The organism is Billgrantia campisalis, from assembly GCF_022341425.1.
In the GTDB taxonomy this organism is placed as follows: domain Bacteria; phylum Pseudomonadota; class Gammaproteobacteria; order Pseudomonadales; family Halomonadaceae; genus Halomonas; species Halomonas campisalis.
The window spans coordinates 248,399-271,091 of record NZ_JABFUC010000002.1 but is presented as its reverse complement, the minus strand read 5'-3'; the positions used below and the strand labels follow the sequence as shown (position 1 = coordinate 271,091).

At 66.8% G+C, this 22,693-nt stretch carries 21 protein-coding genes; 8 read left to right on the top strand and 13 right to left on the bottom strand.

Features of this window, described 5'->3' with window-relative positions; translation table 11 throughout:
• Positions 1 to 27 precede the first annotated feature (27 nt).
• The 8 genes from HOP52_RS03250 to HOP52_RS03215 all read right to left on the bottom strand — a co-directional run bounded on the left by HOP52_RS03250 (position 28) and on the right by HOP52_RS03215 (position 7,354).
• Positions 28 to 417, bottom strand: a complete 390-nt coding sequence (locus HOP52_RS03250; protein ID WP_238975830.1) for a hypothetical protein — start codon at positions 415 to 417, stop codon at positions 28 to 30.
• Positions 418 to 595: 178 nt separating this feature from the next.
• Complete coding sequence (locus HOP52_RS03245) at positions 596 to 1,891, bottom strand: TRAP transporter large permease (protein ID WP_238975828.1); 1,296 nt, start codon at positions 1,889 to 1,891, stop codon at positions 596 to 598.
• Positions 1,884 to 2,426 (bottom strand): TRAP transporter small permease, encoded by a 543-nt coding sequence (locus HOP52_RS03240; RefSeq protein ID WP_238975827.1) that lies wholly within the window; start codon positions 2,424 to 2,426, stop codon positions 1,884 to 1,886. Before HOP52_RS03240 ends, HOP52_RS03245 begins: the two co-directional genes overlap by 8 nt.
• A gap of 30 nt (positions 2,427 to 2,456) precedes the next feature.
• A complete protein-coding gene (locus HOP52_RS03235; protein ID WP_238975829.1) occupies positions 2,457 to 3,512 on the bottom strand; it encodes a TRAP transporter substrate-binding protein in 1,056 nt (351 codons plus the stop codon).
• 397 nt (positions 3,513 to 3,909) lie between these two features.
• Entirely contained in the window at positions 3,910 to 4,419 is a 510-nt protein-coding gene (locus HOP52_RS03230) for a MarR family winged helix-turn-helix transcriptional regulator (RefSeq protein ID WP_422677680.1), read from the bottom strand.
• Positions 4,420 to 4,441: 22 nt separating this feature from the next.
• Positions 4,442 to 5,737 (bottom strand): TRAP transporter large permease, encoded by a 1,296-nt coding sequence (locus HOP52_RS03225; RefSeq protein WP_238975828.1) that lies wholly within the window; start codon positions 5,735 to 5,737, stop codon positions 4,442 to 4,444.
• Entirely contained in the window at positions 5,730 to 6,272 is a 543-nt protein-coding gene (locus tag HOP52_RS03220; RefSeq protein WP_238975827.1) for a TRAP transporter small permease, read from the bottom strand. Before HOP52_RS03220 ends, HOP52_RS03225 begins: the two co-directional genes overlap by 8 nt.
• A gap of 26 nt (positions 6,273 to 6,298) precedes the next feature.
• Positions 6,299 to 7,354, bottom strand: coding sequence for a TRAP transporter substrate-binding protein (locus tag HOP52_RS03215; RefSeq protein WP_238975826.1), 1,056 nt, complete (start codon positions 7,352 to 7,354; stop codon positions 6,299 to 6,301).
• 351 nt (positions 7,355 to 7,705) lie between these two features.
• Here HOP52_RS03215 and HOP52_RS03210 point away from each other — a divergent pair, with 351 nt between their 5' ends.
• From HOP52_RS03210 to HOP52_RS03175, 8 genes are all read left to right on the top strand, one after another.
• On the top strand, positions 7,706 to 8,674 hold the full coding sequence (locus HOP52_RS03210; protein ID WP_238975825.1) for an MBL fold metallo-hydrolase: 969 nt from the start codon (positions 7,706 to 7,708) through the stop codon (positions 8,672 to 8,674).
• Positions 8,675 to 8,795: 121 nt separating this feature from the next.
• Positions 8,796 to 10,532: an FAD-dependent oxidoreductase gene (locus HOP52_RS03205; RefSeq protein WP_238975824.1), complete on the top strand. Its 1,737-nt coding sequence runs from the start codon at positions 8,796 to 8,798 to the stop codon at positions 10,530 to 10,532.
• The gene (locus tag HOP52_RS03200; protein ID WP_238975823.1) at positions 10,519 to 10,734 is read left to right on the top strand and encodes a DUF2783 domain-containing protein; all 216 of its coding nucleotides are present in this window, start codon (positions 10,519 to 10,521) and stop codon (positions 10,732 to 10,734) included. The genes HOP52_RS03205 and HOP52_RS03200 overlap by 14 nt, the downstream gene beginning before the upstream one ends.
• 40 nt (positions 10,735 to 10,774) lie before the next feature.
• Positions 10,775 to 12,085 carry a homogentisate 1,2-dioxygenase gene (gene hmgA, locus HOP52_RS03195; protein WP_238975822.1) on the top strand — a complete coding sequence of 437 codons (1,311 nt, stop codon included), beginning with the start codon at positions 10,775 to 10,777 and terminating at the stop codon, positions 12,083 to 12,085.
• 51 nt (positions 12,086 to 12,136) lie between these two features.
• Positions 12,137 to 13,171 carry a fumarylacetoacetate hydrolase family protein gene (locus tag HOP52_RS03190; protein WP_238975821.1) on the top strand — a complete coding sequence of 345 codons (1,035 nt, stop codon included), beginning with the start codon at positions 12,137 to 12,139 and terminating at the stop codon, positions 13,169 to 13,171.
• A 21-nt stretch (positions 13,172 to 13,192) separates the two neighbouring features.
• The gene (gene maiA / locus HOP52_RS03185; RefSeq protein WP_238975820.1) at positions 13,193 to 13,837 is read left to right on the top strand and encodes a maleylacetoacetate isomerase; all 645 of its coding nucleotides are present in this window, start codon (positions 13,193 to 13,195) and stop codon (positions 13,835 to 13,837) included.
• Between the two features lie 140 nt (positions 13,838 to 13,977).
• A complete protein-coding gene (locus HOP52_RS03180) occupies positions 13,978 to 15,201 on the top strand; it encodes a multidrug effflux MFS transporter (protein ID WP_238975819.1) in 1,224 nt (407 codons plus the stop codon).
• Positions 15,198 to 16,415: an MFS transporter gene (locus HOP52_RS03175; protein ID WP_238975818.1), complete on the top strand. Its 1,218-nt coding sequence runs from the start codon at positions 15,198 to 15,200 to the stop codon at positions 16,413 to 16,415. The genes HOP52_RS03180 and HOP52_RS03175 overlap by 4 nt, the downstream gene beginning before the upstream one ends.
• A 125-nt stretch (positions 16,416 to 16,540) precedes the next feature.
• Here HOP52_RS03175 and HOP52_RS03170 read toward each other — a convergent pair whose 3' ends face one another.
• From HOP52_RS03170 to HOP52_RS03150, 5 genes are all read right to left on the bottom strand, one after another.
• Positions 16,541 to 17,752 (bottom strand): DcaP family trimeric outer membrane transporter, encoded by a 1,212-nt coding sequence (locus tag HOP52_RS03170; RefSeq protein ID WP_238975817.1) that lies wholly within the window; start codon positions 17,750 to 17,752, stop codon positions 16,541 to 16,543.
• 171 nt (positions 17,753 to 17,923) lie between these two features.
• Positions 17,924 to 19,555: a thiamine pyrophosphate-binding protein gene (locus HOP52_RS03165; RefSeq protein WP_238975816.1), complete on the bottom strand. Its 1,632-nt coding sequence runs from the start codon at positions 19,553 to 19,555 to the stop codon at positions 17,924 to 17,926.
• A 34-nt stretch (positions 19,556 to 19,589) separates the two neighbouring features.
• Complete coding sequence (locus tag HOP52_RS03160; protein WP_238975815.1) at positions 19,590 to 21,056, bottom strand: aldehyde dehydrogenase; 1,467 nt, start codon at positions 21,054 to 21,056, stop codon at positions 19,590 to 19,592.
• Between the two features lie 17 nt (positions 21,057 to 21,073).
• The gene (locus tag HOP52_RS03155; protein WP_238975814.1) at positions 21,074 to 21,871 is read right to left on the bottom strand and encodes an aspartate dehydrogenase; all 798 of its coding nucleotides are present in this window, start codon (positions 21,869 to 21,871) and stop codon (positions 21,074 to 21,076) included.
• 20 nt (positions 21,872 to 21,891) lie between these two features.
• Positions 21,892 to 22,686: an SDR family oxidoreductase gene (locus HOP52_RS03150; RefSeq protein WP_238975813.1), complete on the bottom strand. Its 795-nt coding sequence runs from the start codon at positions 22,684 to 22,686 to the stop codon at positions 21,892 to 21,894.
• Positions 22,687 to 22,693 lie beyond the last annotated feature (7 nt).

Below are 22,693 nucleotides of genomic sequence, written 5' to 3'. Positions count from 1 at the left end.
CCCCTGTCTCCCTCTTTGCTTTTCGTTTTACTCCCCCCCCGCACCATGGCCCATGAAGGCCTCGGCGTTGGGGCAAAAATCGCGGCACACCTCGGCATCGGCGTGGTCGCGCATCGCCCGCCAGCAGCGACCGACCGCCTCACAGCGGTTGCAGCTTGCCTCCAGCTCAGCCAGCCCCTCCTCTGCGATAGCGGCCGGGCTCACCGCGAAAGTCGTCATCATCGCTGGCATCAGCACCTCTGAGGGCCGGAAGTCGGCCACCCGGCGATCGTCGAGGGTGCGCGCCAAGGCCCGCTCCAGCGGTGGGTTCAGCGGCTGCTCCAGGTCATGGGCCAGGGCTTCGAGCGCCTCGGGATCATGCCGGCGAAGTTCGCGCACCACGCGCTCCCCCTGGATGTAATCTGACAATCTTTCCATTTTCTCTCTCCTCATCCGGTATCACCAACTGCACACCTTCAGGGTAGCGGAAAGCAAAAAGCCCCAATTTGACTGGAGTCAAATTGAGGCCATTCAAGACACAAAAAATACTATTTCAGGAAATATTTCGTGTCACTTAATAGCTGCAGGATCGGTGCGAGACCGCCCAGGGCTCACGTCAATAAAGCAGCTGGGGCAGGAACAGCACGATCGCCGGGAACAGCAGCACCAGCAGTGCGCGTAGCGTACCCGCCACCCAGAACGGCGTCACCCCGCGGAAGATCGTTCCCGTGGAGACGTCCGGCAGCACCGCTCGCAGCACGAAGACATTCATCCCCACCGGCGGCGTGATCAGGCTGATCTCGATCACGATCACCACCAGGATGCCGAACCACACCAGGTCGTAGCCGAGGCCGGCCACCACCGGGAAGAAGACCGGCACCGTGAGCAGCAGCATCGACATGCTCTCGAACACACAGCCCAGCACCACGTAGATGGCGATGATCACCAGAATCACCACGAAGGGCGCCACGTCCATCCCGCTGACCAGCGCCAGCAGGTCACCCGGCAGCCCCGCCCGGTTGATGAAGTTGGCAAAGATCAGCGCCGTCAGCACCACCGCAAACAGCATCGCCGTGGTGCGCACCGTGTCCATCAGCACGTTCATCAGCACCCGCGGGGTCAGCGCCCGGCGCGACAGGGCGATCAGGAAGGCGCCCATGGCGCCGATGCCCGCCGCCTCGGTGGGGGTGAACACGCCCAGATAGATGCCGCCGATCACCAGCACGAACAGGGCCAGGGTGCTGCCCACGCTCTTCAGCGCATTGATCCGCTCCGACCACGGCACCTTCTCCGCCGCCGGGCCCGCCTCGGGGTCGCGCCACAGTACCCACTTCACCGCGCCAAGATAGAGGAAGATCCCCAGGATCCCGGGAATGAAGCCCGCCGCGAACAGCTCGCGAATACTCGTCTCGGTGAGAATCCCGTAGATCACCAGCATCACGCTGGGCGGAATCAGGATGCCCAGGGTGCCGCCGGCGGCGATCGAGGCCGCGGCCAAGGAGTCCTTGTAGCCGTACTTGCGCATCTGCGGCATGGCCACGCGCCCCATGGTGGCACAGGTGGCGAGGCTCGAGCCGCAGATGGCACTGAAGCCGCCGCAGGCGACGATGGTGGCCATCGCCTGGCCGCCCTTGCGGTGGCCCAGAAAGCCGTTGGAGGCCCGGAACAGCGCATCCGACAGCCCCGCATGGGAGACGAAGTTGCCCATCAGGATGAACAGCGGAATCACCGAGAGACCGTAGTCCATGGCGGTATCCACCACCCGGCGGGCGGCCATGGCCTCGGCGGCACTCCAGTTGCCGGTCAGGTAGTAGAAGCCCACGAAGCCGACGATGCCCATGGCAAAGGCCAGCGGCACCCGCAGGAACACCAGCACCAGCAGCGCGGCGAAGCCGTAGAGTGCTTCAGTCATGAGTCCCTCCCTTGCTCAGCGGGCCGCCCTGCTCGACCACCTTGAGGCCTTCCAGCAGGTAGAGCACCGCCCGCGCCAGGGTCAGCAGCGCCGACAGCGCCAACATGATCGCAATCAGTCCGATCAGGTAGCCGCGCGGGATGCGCAGAAACTCGGTGACATCGCCCCAGTCGAAGGCGCGCTCGGCCAGCGCCCAGACGCGCTGGGCCATGACCCACAGCGCCGCCGTGACCACCAGGTTGACGATCACCTCACGCACCCAGACCAGCCGGGCGGGAAAGATCGCGTCGAGCAGGTCCACGCTGATGTGCTCCTGGCGCCAGCACACCACCGGCAGGGACAGAAACACCAGTGCTGCCAGCATCAGCTGGGTCAGCTCCACGGCGCCGAGAATCGGCGAATTGAAGAAGTAGCGGCCCGTCACGTCCGCCGTGGTCAGCAGCATCATGCCGAAGAGGGTGGCACCGGCCACCCCCTCCAACGTCAGCTGCAGGACCCGGCCGACGCGCGTCGCGCGTGTCGTCAGGGTATGCATGGTCGCCCTCCGTGTGGCGACGGTGAGGACTTACTTGAAATCGTCGGGCACCAGGTCGCCCACGCTATCTTCCTCGGCGGCAGCAACAAGTTGCTCGCGGAAGAACTCAATGGCGGCCATGCCGTCCACACCGCGAGCCTCCACGGAGTCCGCCCACTCGGCGATCATATCGTCGCTGACGCCGCGCAGCGTCTCGAGGTCGTCGCTGCCGAGCTCGGAGAAGGTATGCCCCTGCTCCTCGGCGAAGCTGACGCCGCGCACGTCGGAGACATCCATCATGTAGCCGAACAGGCGCGACAGCCGCTCGCCGGAGACTTCCTCGATGGCCTCACGATCCTCCGGTGAGATCTGATCCCAGATCATCGGATTCACGACGATGGTGAAGCTGCCGCGATAGAAACCGCCGTCCACCTTCAGGGTGTAGGGAAAGACCTCGGCCACGCGGAAGCTGCGCAGGCCTTCGGGAACCAGCATGGCACCGTCGATGACCCCCTGGGAGCCCGCCTCGTAGACGCTGGTGGGCGGCAGGGCCACGCCGGTCAGGTCCAGGGCATTGGAGAGATCGCCCATCACGCCGCCGCCGACGCGGATGCGCTTGCCCTGCATGTCATCGAGGGTCTCGAACTTCTCGCGGCTGAAGATCCAGCCCGGGCCGTGCACGCCGGCCGCCACCACGTCGACGCCGCGATGCTCGCCGCCGGCAGCCAGGTGCTCCTGGTGGGTACGCCAATAGGCGGCGGAGGCGTGCTCGGAGGAGAAGTCCTCGAAGGTGGGGAACTCAGGCAGCTTGGTCAGCTCGAAACGGCCGGTGTTATAGCCGTGGAACACCCAGGTGGCATCGGCGATACCGTCGGCGACCATCTCCATCTGGGAGGCGGGCGGCCCCATGTCGTGGACCACCTCAACGGTGACGCGGCCCTCGGTGGCCTCCTCGATCCAGGATTTCCAGGTCGGCCAGACCATGGTGTTGATGCCGTGGTTGGGACCCGCCCAGGTGCTGACCGTGATAGTGGTCTGGGCCAGGGCGGTCGTGCTCATGATGGCGGCAGTCAGGGTGCCGATCATCAGGCCTGTTGTCTTGTACATTGTGTAGTTCCTCCATCGTCACAGGCAGCGGGCGTGCTCACCGGAAGCAGGGAGTGACTTGCAAGCACCGCAATGCGATACACCATAAGACGCTTTGCTACCGATAAAAGAAACACGTTCTGGCATACAATGCCTTTTCCCAACCCCATAACGCAACGCATCAGCGACCAATAGCTAGTACAACTTAAGTCGAATGCCGAAATAATTTCTTTTTTAACAGCCGGTTAGTAAAAACAATCGGGGTTTAATTCGACAAAGAAAGCCTTGGCAGGCCCCCAGCCCGCATGGGAGATCATGTTACGACCACAAGCCTGAGAGCAAAGAAGCCGGCAACACATTGCTGCCGGCCTGGGGGAGGGGGGAGAAGCCTGGACGGGTACAAGATCGCCAGTCGCGATCAGCCAATACGCTCGAGCTGCCGTTCCAGCTTGCGCATCACGTTGAGCAGGTCGCGATACTCGCCGGCAGTGAGGGTCGCCACCAGTTCCGCTTCCCAGGCCTGAGCCTCGGGAATCAGCTCGGCCAGCAGCGTCCGTCCCGCCGGAGTGAGATGGAGATCGTGCAGGCGCTGGTCGTGGGGCGAGGGGGTGCGCGAAATCAGCCCGCGCGTCTCCAGGGCCTGGACTGCCCGCGAGACGCGGGCCTTGTCCATATTGGTATAGGCGCAGATCTTCTTCGCCGTCAGCTCATCGCAGTGGCTGAGCCAGGCCAGCACCCGCCACTGGGCGATGTTGAGCTGATAGCGCTCCTCATAGAGCTTCGCCAGCGCCTGACTGATACGGTCGGCCAGGCTGTTGAGCCGATAGGGCAGGAACTGGTTGAGATCCAGCTCCTGTTTGGTCTGCGACCCATCGGCACCGACGCCGCCCTCCCTGGCGGCGTCAGCCGGGGTGTCTTCCATGTTCATCGCGGCTCTCCTCGGGCTCACGTCAATAAAGCAGCTGGGGCAGGAACAGCACGATCGCCGGGAACAGCAGCACCAGCAGTGCGCGTAGCGTACCCGCCACCCAGAACGGCGTCACCCCGCGGAAGATCGTTCCCGTGGAGACGTCCGGCAGCACCGCTCGCAGCACGAAGACATTCATCCCCACCGGCGGCGTGATCAGGCTGATCTCGATCACGATCACCACCAGGATGCCGAACCACACCAGGTCGTAGCCGAGGCCGGCCACCACCGGGAAGAAGACCGGCACCGTGAGCAGCAGCATCGACATGCTCTCGAACACACAGCCCAGCACCACGTAGATGGCGATGATCACCAGAATCACCACGAAGGGCGCCACGTCCATCCCGCTGACCAGCGCCAGCAGGTCACCCGGCAGCCCCGCCCGGTTGATGAAGTTGGCAAAGATCAGCGCCGTCAGCACCACCGCAAACAGCATCGCCGTGGTGCGCACCGTGTCCATCAGCACGTTCATCAGCACCCGCGGGGTCAGCGCCCGGCGCGACAGGGCGATCAGGAAGGCGCCCATGGCGCCGATGCCCGCCGCCTCGGTGGGGGTGAACACGCCCAGATAGATGCCGCCGATCACCAGCACGAACAGGGCCAGGGTGCTGCCCACGCTCTTCAGCGCATTGATCCGCTCCGACCACGGCACCTTCTCCGCCGCCGGGCCCGCCTCGGGGTCGCGCCACAGTACCCACTTCACCGCGCCAAGATAGAGGAAGATCCCCAGGATCCCGGGAATGAAGCCCGCCGCGAACAGCTCGCGAATACTCGTCTCGGTGAGAATCCCGTAGATCACCAGCATCACGCTGGGCGGAATCAGGATGCCCAGGGTGCCGCCGGCGGCGATCGAGGCCGCGGCCAAGGAGTCCTTGTAGCCGTACTTGCGCATCTGCGGCATGGCCACGCGCCCCATGGTGGCACAGGTGGCGAGGCTCGAGCCGCAGATGGCACTGAAGCCGCCGCAGGCGACGATGGTGGCCATCGCCTGGCCGCCCTTGCGGTGGCCCAGAAAGCCGTTGGAGGCCCGGAACAGCGCATCCGACAGCCCCGCATGGGAGACGAAGTTGCCCATCAGGATGAACAGCGGAATCACCGAGAGACCGTAGTCCATGGCGGTATCCACCACCCGGCGGGCGGCCATGGCCTCGGCGGCACTCCAGTTGCCGGTCAGGTAGTAGAAGCCCACGAAGCCGACGATGCCCATGGCAAAGGCCAGCGGCACCCGCAGGAACACCAGCACCAGCAGCGCGGCGAAGCCGTAGAGTGCTTCAGTCATGAGTCCCTCCCTTGCTCAGCGGGCCGCCCTGCTCGACCACCTTGAGGCCTTCCAGCAGGTAGAGCACCGCCCGCGCCAGGGTCAGCAGCGCCGACAGCGCCAACATGATCGCAATCAGTCCGATCAGGTAGCCGCGCGGGATGCGCAGAAACTCGGTGACATCGCCCCAGTCGAAGGCGCGCTCGGCCAGCGCCCAGACGCGCTGGGCCATGACCCACAGCGCCGCCGTGACCACCAGGTTGACGATCACCTCACGCACCCAGACCAGCCGGGCGGGAAAGATCGCGTCGAGCAGGTCCACGCTGATGTGCTCCTGGCGCCAGCACACCACCGGCAGGGACAGAAACACCAGTGCTGCCAGCATCAGCTGGGTCAGCTCCACGGCGCCGAGAATCGGCGAATTGAAGAAGTAGCGGCCCGTCACGTCCGCCGTGGTCAGCAGCATCATGCCGAAGAGGGTGGCACCGGCCACCCCCTCCAACGTCAGCTGCAGGACCCGGCCGACGCGCGTCGCGCGTGTCGTCAGGGTATGCATGATCATCTCTCGGGTTGCCGGTCGATTCATTCACTGGCGACTTGGTCGGCGATGCTCTCGCCCTTGGCCGCCTCGGCAAGCTGCTCCTGGAAGAAGGCCAGCGCAGAGGCGGCATCGACACCGCGTGCTCCTACCGACTCACTCCACTCGGACACCAGCTCGTCCCTAACGGTGCGCAGCCGCTCGATGTCTGACTCGGGCACCTGAGTGAAAGTCCCCCCGCGCTCTTCCCCAAATTCGACCCCGCGCTCATCGGACACGTCCATCATGTAGCCGAACAGGCGCGACAAGCGCTCGCCGGAGACCGCCTCGATGGCCTCACGGTCTTCCGCAGAGACCTGATCCCAGAACATCGGGTTCACGACAATGGCGAAGCTGCCGCGGTAGAAGCCGCCATCCACGGTCAGGGTATGGGGTGCGACCTCGGCCACGCGGAAGCTGCGTAGACTCTCCAGGGTCAGCATGGCGCCATCGACCACGCCCTGGGAGGCGGCCTCATAGACGCCGGTGGGTGGCAGGGCCACGCCGGTCACCCCCATGGCATCGGCCAGGCCGCTCATCACACCACCGCCGACGCGCAGGCGCTTGCCCGCCAGCTCGTCGATGGATTCGACCCGGTTGCGGGTGAAGATCTGACCGGGGCCATGCACGCCGGTGGCCAGCACGTCGACGCCACGGTGTTCGTTGGCCTGGGCCAAGTGCTCCTGATGGGTATGCCAGTAGGCGGCCGAGGCATCCTCGGAGGAGAACTCTTCGAAAGTGGGAAATTCCGGTAGCTGAGTGGCGAGAAAGCGACCGGCCATATGCGCATGGAAGATCCAACTGGCGTCGGCGATACCGTCGGCGACCATTTCCATCTGGGAGGCGGGCGGCCCCATGTCGTGAACCACCTCGACGGTCACGCGGCCCTCGGTGGCCTCCTCGATCCAGGATTTCCAGGTCGGCCAGACCATGGTGTTGACACCATGGTTGGGGCCTCCCCAGGTGCTCACGGTGAGAGTAGTCTGGGCCAAGACCGGGCTGGCAATACCGAGACTGGCCACTGCCACGGCGCCAATCATCAGGCGGGTTGCGTTGTTCATCTTGTGCTCCTCGTCGTCACGGGTGGGCGACTGTGCGCCGCGTTGTTGTCGTGGGGTGGGCGCTCACTGAGCTGACATGGCGAAAGAGAGCGCATCGCCCAGTGCATCCTGACGCAGCCACCATGCCCCCAGATGCTTTCTTGCGCAACTAATTTGCCGGCATTAAGCATTATACTTAGGTATAAAAGACGGCAATGATTCATGATCCCAGGCAACTTTATGCCAATTTTTCTGCCTCTTCACAGCGTCGCCGATCTGTGGTTTGCTGGACACATAGTTTCAAACACAACTATGATCTGACGCCATGACGGGCATCCACTGCCCATGACCCTGACAACCCCTGGAGGAACCATGAGCAAGAAGTTCGCTTCCCACGCCGATACCGAAGAGAAGCAGATCAGCTTCACCAAGCTGGCCGAGGGCCTCTACGCGTACACCGCCGAGGGTGACCCCAACACCGGCGTCGTCATCGGCGACGACAGCGTGATGGTCATCGACACCCAGGCCACCCCGATCATGGCCCAGGACGTGATCCGCCGGATCCGCGAGGTCACCGACCTGCCGATCAAGCACGTGGTGATGACCCACTACCACGCCGTGCGCGTGCTGGGCGCCTCGGCCTACGACGCCGAGAACATCTATGCCAGCCAGCACACCTTTGATCTGATCGTCGAGCGCGGCCAGCAGGACTATGAGTCCGAGGTCGGCCGCTTCCCGCGCCTGTTCAAGGGTGTCGACTCCGTCCCCGGCCTCACCTGGCCCAACATCGTCTTCCAGAAGGAACTGACCGTGTTCATGGGGAGCCGCGAGGTGCGCATCATTCACCTGGGCCGCGGCCACACCAAGGGCGACACCATCGTCTGGCTGCCCGAGGAGAAGGTGATGTTCTCCGGCGATCTGGTCGAGTACGGCGCCACCCCCTACACCGGCGACGCCTACCACGAGGACTGGCCCGCCACCCTGGACCGACTGCAGGCCATGGCCCCCCAGAAACTGGTGCCGGGCCGCGGCGACGCCCTGCAGACCCCCGAGCAGTGCCAGGAGGCCATTCAGGGCACCCGTGACTTTCTCAATGACATGTACGAAAGCGTCAAGGCGGGCAAGGCCGCCGGCAAGTCGCTCTCCGAGTGCTATTCCGAAACCTACGCCTTGCTCAAGCCCAAGTACGGCCACTGGGTGATCTTCGACCACTGCCTGCCGTTCGATATCACCCGCTGCTATGACGAGGCCGGCGGCGAGCACCCGGATCCGCGCATCTGGACCGCTGAGCGCGACACCGAGATGTGGCACTCGCTGCAGGAAGCCGTCGAGAACCAGTAAGTTACCACTCACACACCTTGCCGAAGCCATGACTGGCGAGCGGCGCCGGGGCAGGTCACCGCGAGGGTCCACCGCACCCTTGCGAAGGCCTGCCGCCGGAACGGCCGCGGTCGGAGGAAGCATGCCATCTACCTACAACAATCCCGTCTACCCGTATCGACGTCCGCCTGAGCTTGACCGCGACGACATCCGCCACTGCCCGGTGGTGATCGTCGGCGCCGGCCCCACCGGCCTGGCCATGGCCATCGATCTGGCCCAGCAGGGCATCGCCAGCGTCGTTCTCGATGACAACAACACCGTCAGCGTCGGCTCGCGTGCCATCTGCTTCGCCAAGCGCACCCTGGAGATCCTCGATCGTCTGGGCTGTGGCCAGCCGATGATCGACAAGGGGGTGACCTGGCAGCACGGCCGGGTGTTCTTCCAGGAGCGTGAGGTCTACGACTTCAACCTGCTGCCGGAGGAGGGCCACCGCATGCCGGCCTTCATCAACCTGCAGCAGTACTACTTCGAGGAGTACCTGGTCGACCGCGCCGACGAGCTCGCCGATCGCATCGACCTGCGCTGGCTACACAAGGTGGTCGAGGTCGACAGCCAGCCCGAGCGCAGCGAGGTAGTGGTGAGCACCCAGGACGGCAACTACCGCCTGACCTGCGACTACCTGCTGGTGGCCGACGGCGCCAACAGCAAGATCCGCGATCAGCTCGGCCTGGAGAGCAAGGGCCAGATCTTCCAGGACCATTTCCTGATCGCCGACGTGATCATGAAGGCCGACTTCCCCACCGAGCGCTGGTTCTGGTTCGACCCGCCCTTCCATCCCAATCAGTCGGTGCTGCTGCACAAGCAGCCGGACAATGTCTGGCGCATCGACTTCCAGCTGGGCTGGGACGCCGACCCGGAAGAGGAGAAGAAGGAGGAGAACATCCGCCCCCGGGTGCAGGCCATGCTCGGCGAGGACGTGGAGTTCGAGCTGGAGTGGGCCAGCGTCTACACCTTCCGCTGCCGCAAGATGGATGACTATATCCACAACCGGGTGTTCTTCATGGGCGACGCCGCCCACCAGGTTTCGCCCTTCGGCGCTCGCGGCGCCAACGGCGCCCTGCAGAGCACCGAGAACCTGGCCTGGAAGCTGGCCCGGGTGCTCAAGGGCCAGGCCCCCGAGGCGCTGCTTGCGACCTACAACGACGAGCGCCAGCACGGCGCCGCCGAGAACATTCTGAATTCCACCCGGGCGACCGATTTCATCACGCCCAAGAGCCGCATCAGCCGGGTATTCCGCGACACCACCCTGGAGCTGGCCGAGCACTACCCCTTCGCCCGCAGCCTGGTCAACAGCGGCCGGCTCTCGGTGCCCTGTCGCTATGATGGCTCGCCGCTCAACGGCCCCGATGCCGAACGCTATCCGAACGAGCTGCGCCCCGGCAGCCCGGCCAAGGATGCGCCGATTCGACTCGCCGGGCAGAGCGCCTGGCTGCTCAACCAGCTCGGCAACCGCTTCGTGCTGCTGCTCGATGGGCGCGTCGAGAGCGCCCGGGCCGAGCATCTGAAGGCCGAGCTGCAGTCGCTGCTGGATGAGCGCGGCGACCTCGATCTGGTGATCGTCGGGCCGACGCCCCATGCCCTCTCCGAGCTGCCGCGCAGCGCCCTGGTCGAGGACGCCGAGCAGCTGATCGGCGAGCGCTATGGCCTGAGCGCCGGCTCGGCCTATCTGATCCGCCCCGACCAGCACGTGACCGCCCGCTGGCCCGAGGTCTCGGCCAAGGCAATCGGCGAGGCGATGGACCGCGCCCTGGGCGCTCACCTCGCCGCTGTTTCCGAAGATCGCCCCGACCATCAGGGAGGCCGCCATGCCACGGCTTGAACTCGACCCCAACTTCACCGACCCGGACGCCTTCTACGCCGCGCTGACCGACGCGCACCGCGAACGCAGCGAGGAGCAGAGCGAACGCATCAATGCCCGGCTGATCCTGCTGCTGGCCAATCATATCGGCGACCAGCAGGTGCTCGAAGAGGCACTGGAGATCGCCACCCAGGCCGCCGAGCCCCAATCCACCGCCCCCTAGGCCCGGCCACAACAACAGCACGGATGACGAGGAATTCCCCATGACGACCGAGACGCTTGAGTATCAGAGCGGCTTTCGCAACCACTTCTCCAGCGAGGCGCTCCCCGGCGCCCTGCCGGTGGGCCAGAACTCGCCCCAGCGCTGCGCCTATGGGCTCTACGCCGAGCAGCTCACCGGCTCGGCGTTCACCGCCCCGCGCCACCAGAACCTGCGCAGCTGGCTCTACCGCATCCGCCCCTCGGTGCTGCAGAGCGCCTACCGCCCGCTGAGCGTCGAGGGCGTGGCCACGGCACCGCTGGCCAAGCCCGCCGCCGACCCCAACCAGATGCGCTGGGACCCGCTGCCGATTCCCGATGCGCCCACCGACTTCGTCGACGGCCTGCTGAGCATCGCGGTCAACGGCGACGCCGGCACCCAGGCCGGCTGCGGCGTGCACGTCTACGCCTTCAACCGGGACATGACCGAGCGCTTCTTCTACAACGCCGACGGCGAGCTGCTGATCGTCCCGCAACTGGGCACCCTGCGCCTGCGCACCGAACTGGGCGAGCTGCAGGTGGCCGGCGGCGAGATCGCGGTGATTCCCCGCGGCATCAAGTTCCAGGTACGCCTGGCCAAAGGCGCCGACGCCGCCCGTGGCTATATCTGCGAGAACTACGGCAGCCCGCTGGAACTGCCGGGCCTGGGGCCCATCGGCGCCAACGGGCTGGCCAACCCCCGCGACTTCCAGAGCCCGGTGGCGAGCTACGAGGACCTCGAGGGCGACTTCGAGCTGGTGGCCAAGTTCTCCGGGCGCTTCTGGGCCACCAAGCTCGGCCACTCGCCGCTGGACGTGGTGGCCTGGCACGGTAACGTCGCGCCCTACAAGTACAACCTGGCCCACTTCAATACCATCAACACGGTGAGCTTCGACCACCCCGATCCCTCGATCTTCACCGTGCTGACCTCGGCCTCCGACACGCCGGGCATGGCCAACCTGGACTTCGTGATCTTCCCGCCGCGCTGGATGGTGGCCGAGAACACCTTCCGACCGCCCTACTTCCATCGCAATCTGATGAGCGAGTTCATGGGCCTGATCCATGGCGAATACGACGCCAAGGCGGAGGGCTTTTTGCCCGGCGGCGCCAGCCTGCACAACTGCATGTCGCCCCACGGGCCGGACGCCGACACCTTCGAGAAGGCCAGCAATGCCGAGCTGACCCCGCAGTACCAGGGCGATACCATGGCCTTTATGTTCGAGAGCCGCTACGTCTATCACCCGACCGAGGCCGCGCTGAACGCCGAGATCCGCCAGCGCGACTACGTCGATGTGTGGTCGACCCTGCGTTCGCATTTCGATCCCACCAAGCCGTAGCAGCCCCTCCCCCATGGCAACACTTGCCCCTGACGAAAGGACCCAACGACGATGAAACTCGCCACTCTCAAGAACGGCCGCGACGGCGAACTGATCCTGGTTTCCCGCAACCTGAGCCGGGCCGTACATGCCACCGACATCGCTGCTACCCTGCAGCAGGCAGTCGAGAACTGGGACAGCCTGGCACCCAAGCTGGAGCAGCGCTATGCCGAGCTCAACGACGGCAAGGCCGAGGGCGCGTTTGACCTGGACCAGGGCAAACTGCACTCGCCGCTGCCGCGCAGCTACCACTGGGCCGACGGCTCCGCCTACCTCAATCACGTCAAGCTGGTGCGCCAGGCGCGCAACGCCGAGATGCCCGAGACCTTCTGGACCGACCCGCTGATGTACCAGGGCGGTGGCGACAAGTTCCTGGCGCCCACCGAGGACATCGAGGCGGTCAGCGAGGAGCACGGCATCGATTTCGAAGGCGAGATCGCGGTGATCACCGACGACGTGCCCATGGCGGTAACCCCGGAGCAGGCCGCCGGCCATATCAAGCTGATCATGCTGGTCAACGACGTCAGCCTGCGCGGCCTGATCCCCGGCGAGCTGGCCAAGGGCTTCGGCTTCTTCCAGGCCAAGCCGGCCTCGAGCTTCTCGCCGATCGCCGTGACCCCGGACGAACTGGGCGACGCCTGGCAGGACGGCAAGGTGCATCTGCCGCTGACCGTGCACTTCAACGGCGAGAAGTTCGGCGAGCCAGAAGCCGGCCCGGACATGATCTTCAGCTTCCCGCAACTGGTGGCCCATGCCGCCAAGACGCGCTATCTCGGCGCCGGCGCCATCGTCGGCTCGGGCACCGTCTCCAACCCCGACCCCGACGGCGGCCCCGGAAAGCCGATTACCGATGGCGGCGTGGGCTACAGCTGCCTGGCCGAGGTGCGCATGGTCGAGCAGATCCTGCACGGCCAGGCCAAGACCTCCTTCATGCGCTTCGGCGATCGGGTGCGCATCGAGATGTTCGACCGTGAGGGCAACAACATCTTCGGCACCATCGACCAGCAGGTGGTGCCATACCAGACAAAGGTAAGTCAGCCCAAGTAAGCCAGCCCGCGGAGGCACACGATGACGACGCTATACGGCTATTTCCGCTCCTCGGCGGCCTACCGGGTGCGCATCGCCCTGAACCTCAAGGGCCTGGACTATGACCAGGCCCCGGTCAACCTGGTCAAGGGTGAGCAGCGCGGGCAGGAGAATCTCGACCGCAACCCCCAGGGGCTGGTGCCGACCCTCGAGACCGACGACGGCGTGCAGCTGACCCAGTCCCTGGCGATCTGCGAGTACCTGGAGGAGCGCTATCCGGAACCGGCGCTGCTGCCGACCGATGCCGAGGGCCGCGCCCGGGTACGCTCGCTGGCCCAGCTCATCGCCTGCGAGATCCATCCACTCAACAATCTAAAGGTGCTCAAGTACCTGGTAGGCGAGCTGGGGGTGGACGAGGCGGCCAAGCTGGCCTGGTACCGCCACTGGATCACCGAGGGCTTCGCCGCCCTGGAGGCGAGGCTCGCAGGCGAGGACGCCACCGGCGACTTCTGCCACGGTGATACCCCGGCCCTGGCGGACCTCTGCCTGGTGCCCCAGGTGTTCAACGCCGAACGCTTCGAGTGCGACCTCTCGGCCTACCCGACGATCCAACGCATCGTCGCCAACTGTCGCGCGCTCGATGCCTTCCACAGGGCCTCGCCGGCGGAGCAGCCGGATGCGGGCTGAGCAAGCCCGCGGGATTTAGGCTATATTAAGCAGGCTAACGACTAGCGGGTGCCGCTCCTTCCGATGTCTCGAGCAACGAGACTCGAGCCGGGAGAGCGGCGCCCGCTAGTCGTTGTTCGCTTACCCGAGGAGAGACCGATGTGCTGAGGCTGACTTCCCCCGCTACGGTAGTGACCCTGGCGGCGCTGACCGCGCTGGGTCCGCTGGCCACCGATATGTACCTGCCCGCCATGCCTGCCATGGCCGAGGCGCTCGACACCGGTCCCGACCAGGTGCAGCTGACCCTGAGCCTCTATATGGCCGGCTTTGCCGCCGCCCAACTGTTCTGCGGTCCCTTCTCCGACCGCTTCGGGCGCAAGCCGGTCATGATCGCCGGCTTCAGCCTGTTCCTGCTGGCGAGCCTGTTGTGCGCCTTCGCCCCCAGCATCGAGTGGCTGCTGGCCGGGCGCTTCCTGCAGGCACTGGGGGGCGCCACCGGGCCGGTGCTGGGCCGTGCCGCCGTGCGCGACATCTACGGCCCCATCGAGGCCGGCCGGGTGCTCTCCTATATGGCCAGCACCATGTCGCTTGCCCCGGCGGTGGCACCCATCGTTGGCGCGGGGCTGCTGCTGCTCTGGGGCTGGGAGTCGGTCTTCGTGCTGCTGGCGATCTACGCCGCGGCGATGCTGCCGCTGCTGATCCTGGCCTTGCCGGAGCCACTGCCGCCGGAGCGGCGCCAGTCGATCCACCCGAAAGCCATCGTGGCCAACTTTCGCATGCTGCTCGGCCAGCGCACCTTCATGGGCTATACCCTGACCAACGCGGCGGCCTTCTCGGGCCTGTTCGCCTACCTCTCGGGTTCATCGTTCGTACTGATCGACTTTCTCGGCGTTTCGCCGTTTCAGTACGGTCTGTTCTTCACCCTGATCGTGGCCGGCTTCTTCATCGGCACCCTGCTCAGTGGGCGCTACAGCCATCGGCTGGGTCGCGAGCGGCTGGTGGGCCTAGCCACGCTGGTTTGCGCTGCGGGCGGCAGCCTAATGGCTGCATTGTCGCTCTCCGGGGTATTTGCCGCCTGGGCGGTGGTAGGCCCCCATGTCATCTTCATGGTCGGCATGGGCGTATTGATGCCGCAGTCGATGACGGGCGCACTGGCCCACAACCCGCACTGCGCCGGCGCAGCCTCGTCGCTCTTCGGCTTCCTGCAGATGACCATTGCTGCCGTGGTCGGCGGCGCGGTAGGCCAGTTCCACGACGGCACCTCGCGCACCATGGCCATCGTCGTGGCGCTGGGCGGCCTGCTGGCCGTGGCGAGTTTCGTGGGGCTGGTGCGACCCGCCGAGCGGGCCATGGGGGCTCAACAGGCACAGGGGGCAGAGCGTTGAGCGGTACCTCGCCTCCCTCTCGCCTGGTCATCCTGCTGCTCGCCCTGGCCGGCTTCGCCAGCATGGCGTCCATGCGAGTCACCGACGCCATGCTCCCGGCCCTGTCTTATGCCTTCGAGCGCCCGGTGGCCGACGTGGCGCAGAACATCACCCTCTTCGCCATCGCCTACGGTGTCATGCAGCTCGCCTACGGCCCACTGGGCGACCGCCATGGCACGCTGCGGGTCATCGGCCTGGCCACCGTGGCCTGCGCGGTTGGTGCGCTGGGTTCGGCGCTTTCCGGGTCGCTGTCGCTATTGCTGGTGTTTCGCACCCTGACCGGTGCCACAGCCGCCGCCATCATTCCGCTCTCCATGGCCTGGGTGGGTGACAACGTGCCCTATGAGAGCCGCCAGGTGACGCTGGCCCACATGCTCTCGGGTGCGGTAATGGGGCTGATCACCGGGCAGGTGGCGGGCGGTTTTCTCGCCGATACGCTGGGCTGGCAGGCCGCCTTCTTCCTACTGACGCTGCTGTTCCTGCTGGCCGGTGGGCTGCTGCTGGCGATGCTGCATCGCCGCCCCAGTCTCTCCCCGTCCAAGGCGGAACAGGGGGGGGTCGCCTTCGTGGCGCGCCTTGGCGAGATCCTGCGAATCGCCCGTGCCCGGCGCATCCTGGCGCTGGTGTTTCTCGAGGGCATCGCCGCCTTCGGCGCCCTGGCCTTCGTGGCCAGTCACCTCTACGCCAGGCTTGAGGTCTCGCTGACCCAGGCGGGACTGATGGTGGCCCTGTTCGGCGTGGGCGGGCTGATCTTCGCCGCCCTGGCCAGGCCGCTGGTCAGGCGCCTGGGCGAACCGGGCCTGGCCGCCGGGGGCGGCCTGCTGATGGGGGCGGGCTTCATTGGGCTGGCCCTGGCGCCACAGCCGCTGCTGGCCGCCGCCAGCGCCTTTTCCACCGGGCTCGGCTTCTACATGATGCACAGCACCCTGCAGATCAATGCCACCCAGATGGCGCCCACCGCCCGCGGCACCGGCATGGCGGTGTTCGCCGGCTGCCTGTTTCTCGGCCAGTCGGTGGGGGTCAGCCTGGGGGGTATCGTGCTGCGCCTGGCCAATAGCCAATGGCTGCTGGCCGCCGCCGGCGTATGGCTGCTGCTGCTCGGCCTCGCCTTCGCCTGGCTGCTGAGGCAGTGGCGGCAAGCCGAGCGTGAATCCCCCCTGCCATCGCCTCCCTAGCGCCGCAGCCGCCGTCACCAGGAAAAAAGCCGATGGTGGGGCCATCGGCAAAAACGGTAAGCGTCAAGGAAAGACCCGGGGACGGGGCCTGGGCGAGCGGTGCCCGTTCCCCGGGAGGCAGCGCCCTAGAAGTGAAACTGCACGCTGGCCTGGATGCGGCTGGCGTCGTCCGACTCGCCGTTGACCCGCTTGATATCGGAGTGCTGGTACTCGATACCGGTGGACAGGCGCTGATTGACGTCCCAGATCAGGTTGACGAAGGAGTACTGCACGCGATCCAGGCCACTCTGGAAGCCGGCGATATCGTCCGGCAAATCCTGACTGAAGCGAGAAGTACCGACGGCGCTGGACCAGTCGCTGTTCCAGTTATGCTCCAGGGAGACCCCGAAGGCGTGGGAATCAACGCTCTTGAGAGCGCCGTTGGCATCGATATAGGCATCCGGCGTGCGACCACCGGCCACGAAATCCGGCACAAAGCTCAGGTAGCTACCCAGGCCGCTGCCCACGGTGGCGTTGGCCTTGAAGGTCGTGGCATCTCCCATAGGCACTGCCAATTGCGCAGCAAAGCCATAGCCGGTGGTGCTCTCATCCACACCGGTAGTGGCTTCGTTGGTGGAGAACTCACTGACCAGAGCCGAAATACCGAAGGTGCGGCCGAACTGGTAGCGAGCGGTCAGGGTCGGCAGGCGATTCTCGGTCTCCACACCGGCACTGCCGATGGGCGACAGGGCAAAGGAAGGCTCCTCCAGGGAAACCGAGAAGGCGTTGGGCCCGGCCCGGTGAGTGTAGCGAAGCTGATTGGGACGACCGGTGGCATAGCCGATGGGCCCCCCCAGCTTGAGGCTGCGCGGGGTGCCGTGGAAGTGCATGAAGTTGGTCCAGCTCTGCCCGGCCAGGAAACCCAGGTACTCACCATAGGCGTGGCGCAGGTTGAACTTGGCATCGGGCAGGAAGTGTCCCTCGACGAAGGTGGTCACGGTGCCACGATCGGTGCGGGTATGGGTACGGAAGTTGAGCCGCGACTCCTTGCCAGTGAAGGTGGTGCGCCCGTCGGTCTCGTTGGCCGGATTGAGCAGCGCCAACGGATCGGTGGCGTCGCCCTGATCAAAATCGAAATCGTAGTGGGCGTCGAACTTCACATAGCCGCCGAAGGCGACATCGGTATTGGTGCCGGGAATATTGAAGGTGGAGCGATGGTTCCAGGGCGCCCCCACACGACTCGGCTCCCCGGTGACCACCGGCTCTCCAGCGGGGACCACATCGAAGGCCTGGGAAGTGGCAGCAGTTAGCCCCACCGGCAGCATCGCGGCCAGTGCCATTACCTTGTTGTATTTCATTGAAAGTTCCTCTTGAACTTGAATGTCAGGACGTTGGTTGTTGTCGGTTCCACTGAGTGCTTGTCGTTGTTGTCGCGGTCATCACCTCCCCAACTTCGTTTTCCGGCCAAAGCTCCCCCTACCCCCGGCGAGGCGGGGGCGGGCTCGTGATCTCGACGGTTTCTCGGTCGCTCAGTAGAGTGTCTTCTGGGGCGGGCCGGAGAACTTCAACTCGCCGACACTGGGCATGTCCACCTCCACCAGGGCCGGCCCCGGCTGACCCACTGCCTCGGCCAGCACCGCGGCGAAGTCGTCGCCGTGGCTGACCTTCCAGCGCTGGATGCCCATGGCATCGGCCAGCTGCTGGAAGTTCGGGGTGTGCAGCTCGTTGTAGTACTGGCGCCCCTCGAAATACTTCTCCTGGATGCCGCGCATTACCCCGTAGCCGCCGTCGTTCATCACGATCAGGGTCATGTCGAGCTTCTCCTGGGCCATGGTCGCCAGCTCGCCGAGGCCGAGTGCCAGGCCGCCGTCGCCGACCAGGGTGACCACCTTGCGGTCGGGCCGGGCCACGGCACAGCCGATGCCATGGGCCAGGCCCAGGCCGATGGCCCCGGCCAGGGAGTGGATGTTGGTCAGCGGCCGCTCGATGGGCAGCAGGCGGCTGCCCCAGGTGCTGCCGGAGACGGTGATATCGCGCACGAAGATACCGTCCTCGGGCAGGGCGGCACGCACCGCATCGCTGAGCTTGGCGTACTCGCCCACCTGGGTGCGCAGCGCCTGCTCGGCCTGGCTCACCGCCTCGGCCACCGCCGCGTCGTAGGCGGCATCCGGCTTCCGCCCCGCGAGGCGATCGGCCAGGCGACCCAGCACATCGGCGCAGTCGCCGCACAGGAAGGCGTCGGCCCGGTAGTTGCGATGGGCGGCGGCGGGGTCGACATCGATCTGCACCAGGGGCCGCGGCAGCTCGACGGAGTAGGTCTTGGTCTCGTTGCTGCGCAGCCTGGAGCCTGCCACCACCATCAGGTCGCTCTCGGCGAACAGCGCCTCCACCGAGGCGGCGTTGTGGAAGGCACGCAGGCTGCGCGGGTGGCCGTCGGGCAGCACGCCGCGGGCGTGGGTGCTGGAGACCACCGGGATGCCGGCATCCGCCAAGCGCCTGACCGCCTCGCTGGCCTCCAGGGTCCCGCCGCCGATCCACAGCAAGGGGCGCCTGGCCGTCGCGAGCCGCTCGGCCAGCGCATCGATCTCGGCATCGGCGACCGGGGCCGGGGTGGCCGGGGCCACCGGTGAGGTTTCTACCCACTCGACCGGGCTGGCCTGGATGTCGATGGGGATCTCCAGGCTCACCGGCCCCCGCGGCAGGGTCATCGCCTCGCGGATGGCGCGATGCAGCAGGGGCACCGCCTGCTCCGGGGTGCAGACCCGGTAGGCGGCCTTGGAGCTGGCCCGGAGGAAGGTGAGCTGATCCTTGGTCTCGTGGATGAAGCCGGCGTCCCGGTCCAGGTAAGCCTTCTCCACCTGGCCGGTGATGTGCAGCAGGGGCGTGCCGGCGTTGAGCGCCTCGAGCAGGCCGCCGATGGCGTTGCCGGCGCCGGCGCCGGTGCTGGTCAGGGCCACGCCCAGGCTGCCCACCCGGGTGTGGGCATCGGCCATGGTCACCGAGCCGGCCTCGCCGCGGGCGGGCACGAAGCGGATCTTGTCGCGCCGTCCGACGGCGTCGGCGATCGGCAGGTTGTGGATGGAGATGACGCCGTAGACGGCGGAGACCGCATAGGCCTCGAGGGTACGGGCGATCGCTTCGCCGACGGTGATGGTGCTCATGGTGAATTCCTTTGTTGTGGGTGCCGGCGCGGCGTCAGTTGGCCCAGCCCATGGGGGCAGTGCCCAGCCCCAGGTAGAGGCTCTTCTGCTGCATGTAGGCCTGGATGCCCTGGCGCCCCTTCTCGCGCCCCAGGCCGCTCTCCTTGAAGCCACCGAAGGGGGTGGAGATGGCGAACTTCTTGTAGGTGTTGATCCACACCGTACCGGCCTCGAGACGCGCGGCCAGGCGCAGGGCACGCCGGTAGTCCGCGGCCCAGATGCCGGCGGCCAGGCCGAAGACGTTGTCGTTGGCCAAGCCGACCAACTGCTCCTCGTCGTCGTAGGGCAGCGCCACCAGGACCGGGCCGAAGATCTCCTCCTGGCACACCGCGCTGTCGTGGGGCAGCCCCTCGATGAGGGTGGGCAGGTAGTAGCTGCCCCGGGCCAGCTCGGCATCCTGCGGCGCGCCGCCGCCACACAGCACCCGGCCCCCCTCGGCACAAGCCTGGTCCACGTAGGCGGCCACGCTGTCGCGATGGGCCTCGCTGATCAGCGGCCCCAGGTGAGTGCCCGGGGTCTCGGGATGGCCGACGCGCAGGCCGCGGGTGATCTCCAGCAGGCGGGTCATCACCTCGTCGTAGCGGCGACGCGGGACGAACAGCCGCGAGCCGGCGATGCAGGCCTGGCCGGCGGAGCTGAAGATGCCGTAGGCGATGCCCTGGGCGGCCTCCTCCAGGTCGGCGTCCTCGCAGACGATGGTGGGCGACTTGCCACCCAGCTCCAGCGAGGTGCCGATCAGCTTGTCGGCGGCGATATGGGCCAGATGACGGCCGGTATTGGTGCCGCCGGTGAAGGAGATCTTGCGCACCTTGGGGTGGCGCACGATGGCCTCGCCGATCACCCGGCCGCGGCCCGGCAGCACGCTGAGCAGCCCCTTGGGCAGCCCCGCCTCCTCGAACAGCTCGGCCAGCTTGAGGGCCATCAGCGGCGTGGCCTCGGCGGGCTTGAGCACCACGGCGTTGCCGGCGGCGAGCGCCGGGGCGACCTTCTGCATCTCGCTGGCGATGGGCGAGTTCCAGGGCGTGATGGCGGCGATGACGCCGAGCGGCTCGTAGGTGCTCAGGGTCATCAGGTCGGCGCTGCGCGGGGTGGGCAGCTCGCCCTCCAGGGTCTCGCAGGCCGCCGCGAAGTAGCGGGCGGTGCCGGCGGCGCTGGCCACCAGGGCGCGGGTCTCGGCCAGGGGCTTGCCGTTGTCGCGGGTCTGCAGGGCGGCCAGTTCCTCGAGACGCGACTCGATCAGCTGGCTGACCCGATAGAGGATGGTGGCCCGCTGGTGGGGCACCAGGTCGCGCCACTCGGGGCGCCGCCAGGCGGCGTCGGCGGCCGCGATCGCCTCGTCCACGTCCTCGAGACTGGCGGCATTGAGCCGGGCGTTCACCGAACCGTCGGCGGGGAAGATCGAGGTCAGGGGGTCACCTCGTCCGACCCGCCACTCGCCGGCGATGAAGATCGGTTGGGTCATCGTCATGCTCCTTTCGCTCACACCGTCACCGGGTCCAGCACCTGGCGACAGGCGCGGACCACCGACAGGGCGGCGAGCATCGAGGTCTTGGGATTGTGCTCCAGGGGTCGGCCGTTGAGCTCGATACGGAACTCGCCGAAGCGCCCCTGGACGTGGATGCGATGGGTGTTGCGGGTGGCCGCCGGATCGGCGGTGAGGCGCACGGTGGTGGCCTGCATGCCGATCCCGGCCAGGGCGATGGTGGCCGCCACGTTGGCGTTGGCCGGGAAGAGGCGCGCGGCCTCGCCGGCGGTGCCTTCGTAGAAGACCGTCGCCTCGGTGAGGGCGTCCAGGTCCACCAGCTGCTCGGCATGGCTGCCCTTCCAGCTCCCGGGGGCCTTGCAGGCCTCGTAGGTGACGCTTTCCAGGCCGCCCTCCCGGGCGGCGGCCAGGCCATCCATGCCGGCCACGGCACCGGAGAGCACCAGCATGCGCCCGCCGCCCGCCTCGGCGGCCTGGCGCAGGCGGCCATAGAGCGCCTCATCGGCCAGGGCGCCGGTGGCCACGATGGCCAGGGTCAGGCCCCGGCCGAGCACCGCCTCGCCATGCTCGGCGAGTCCGGGCTGGCCGGCGCACTCCACCACCAGGTCGGGACGCCCCTCGCACTGGGTCGTCGAGGAGAGCACCTCGACCCCGGCGCCCAGTTGTTCGCGGGTGGACACCAGCTGGGACTCGGGCACCACCACCCAGGCCAGTTCCAGGCCCGCCGGCAGCAGCCGATGCACTTCCTGGGCCATGGCCCCGTAGCCGATGATCATCAAACGCTTGGTCGTCATTGCGGAGGCGTCCTCGCGGGTTAAAGGTGATGGTTGAAGCCGCCGGAGACGTCGAGTGCGGCACCGGTGGTGAAGGAGGCCAGGGGCGAGGCCAGGAACACCAGGGCGCGGGCCGGCTCCTCAGGGCGCCCCAGGCGCTTCATGGGGATGCCGCGCTTGGCGGCGATGCCGGCGATCCACTGCTCCCAGCTCAGCGACTGGTCGTCGCGGGCCTCGAAGCGCCGCCGCCACTGCCCCGACTCCACCATGCCGAGCAGGATGGAGTTGACCCGGATGCCCTCGTCGACCAGCTCGTGGGCCAGGGAGTGGGTCAGGTTGAGCAGCGCCGCCCGGGCCGCCGAGGTGGCGATCATGTGGGGCTCCGGCTGCAGCGCCAGCAGGGAGTTGACGCAGGTGAGCGAGCCGATCTCGGCGGCGGCCAGTTGCGCCCGAAAGGCGTTCAGCGGGTTGATCACGCCGAACAGCTTGAGGTTGGCCTCGGCCAGCCAGGCCTCCTTGGGGGTGTCGTCGTAGTGGGCCACGTAGCCCTGGCCGGCATTGGCGATCAGCATGTCGGCGCCGCCGAAGCGCTGGGCCACCGCCGCCGCGAAATCCGCGCAGGAGGCCTCGTCGAGCACGTCGCAGGACATCGCCAGCAGCTCGGCGTCGGGGAAGGCCTCACGCAGGCTCGCCTCGGCCGTCGCCAGACGCTCGGCATTGCGGCCGCAGAAGGCCACCCGGGCGCCCTCGGCCAGCAGCAGGCGCACGGTCTCGAGGCCGATCCCCGAGGAGCCGCCGGTGACCACGGCAACGCGTTGTTCGATCAGAAAACTCATGGGGATC

Bases quoted from the DNA above. Each gene is read 5' to 3' on its own strand.
- HOP52_RS03150 (WP_238975813.1), bottom strand. From the start codon at position 22,686: ATGAGTTTTCTGATCGAACAACGCGTTGCCGTGGTCACCGGCGGCTCC.
- HOP52_RS03245 (WP_238975828.1), bottom strand. From the start codon at position 1,891: ATGACTGAAGCACTCTACGGCTTCGCCGCGCTGCTGGTGCTGGTGTTC.
- HOP52_RS03200 (WP_238975823.1), top strand. From the start codon at position 10,519: ATGCCACGGCTTGAACTCGACCCCAACTTCACCGACCCGGACGCCTTC.
- HOP52_RS03215 (WP_238975826.1), bottom strand. From the start codon at position 7,354: ATGAACAACGCAACCCGCCTGATGATTGGCGCCGTGGCAGTGGCCAGT.
- HOP52_RS03190 (WP_238975821.1), top strand. From the start codon at position 12,137: ATGAAACTCGCCACTCTCAAGAACGGCCGCGACGGCGAACTGATCCTG.
- HOP52_RS03235 (WP_238975829.1), bottom strand. From the start codon at position 3,512: ATGTACAAGACAACAGGCCTGATGATCGGCACCCTGACTGCCGCCATC.
- HOP52_RS03250 (WP_238975830.1), bottom strand. From the start codon at position 417: ATGGAAAGATTGTCAGATTACATCCAGGGGGAGCGCGTGGTGCGCGAA.
- HOP52_RS03240 (WP_238975827.1), bottom strand. From the start codon at position 2,426: ATGCATACCCTGACGACACGCGCGACGCGCGTCGGCCGGGTCCTGCAG.
- HOP52_RS03210 (WP_238975825.1), top strand. From the start codon at position 7,706: ATGAGCAAGAAGTTCGCTTCCCACGCCGATACCGAAGAGAAGCAGATC.
- HOP52_RS03205 (WP_238975824.1), top strand. From the start codon at position 8,796: ATGCCATCTACCTACAACAATCCCGTCTACCCGTATCGACGTCCGCCT.
- maiA (WP_238975820.1), top strand. From the start codon at position 13,193: ATGACGACGCTATACGGCTATTTCCGCTCCTCGGCGGCCTACCGGGTG.
- HOP52_RS03165 (WP_238975816.1), bottom strand. From the start codon at position 19,555: ATGAGCACCATCACCGTCGGCGAAGCGATCGCCCGTACCCTCGAGGCC.
- HOP52_RS03230 (WP_422677680.1), bottom strand. From the start codon at position 4,419: ATGAACATGGAAGACACCCCGGCTGACGCCGCCAGGGAGGGCGGCGTC.
- HOP52_RS03170 (WP_238975817.1), bottom strand. From the start codon at position 17,752: ATGAAATACAACAAGGTAATGGCACTGGCCGCGATGCTGCCGGTGGGG.
- hmgA (WP_238975822.1), top strand. From the start codon at position 10,775: ATGACGACCGAGACGCTTGAGTATCAGAGCGGCTTTCGCAACCACTTC.
- HOP52_RS03155 (WP_238975814.1), bottom strand. From the start codon at position 21,871: ATGACGACCAAGCGTTTGATGATCATCGGCTACGGGGCCATGGCCCAG.
- HOP52_RS03160 (WP_238975815.1), bottom strand. From the start codon at position 21,056: ATGACCCAACCGATCTTCATCGCCGGCGAGTGGCGGGTCGGACGAGGT.
- HOP52_RS03225 (WP_238975828.1), bottom strand. From the start codon at position 5,737: ATGACTGAAGCACTCTACGGCTTCGCCGCGCTGCTGGTGCTGGTGTTC.
- HOP52_RS03220 (WP_238975827.1), bottom strand. From the start codon at position 6,272: ATGCATACCCTGACGACACGCGCGACGCGCGTCGGCCGGGTCCTGCAG.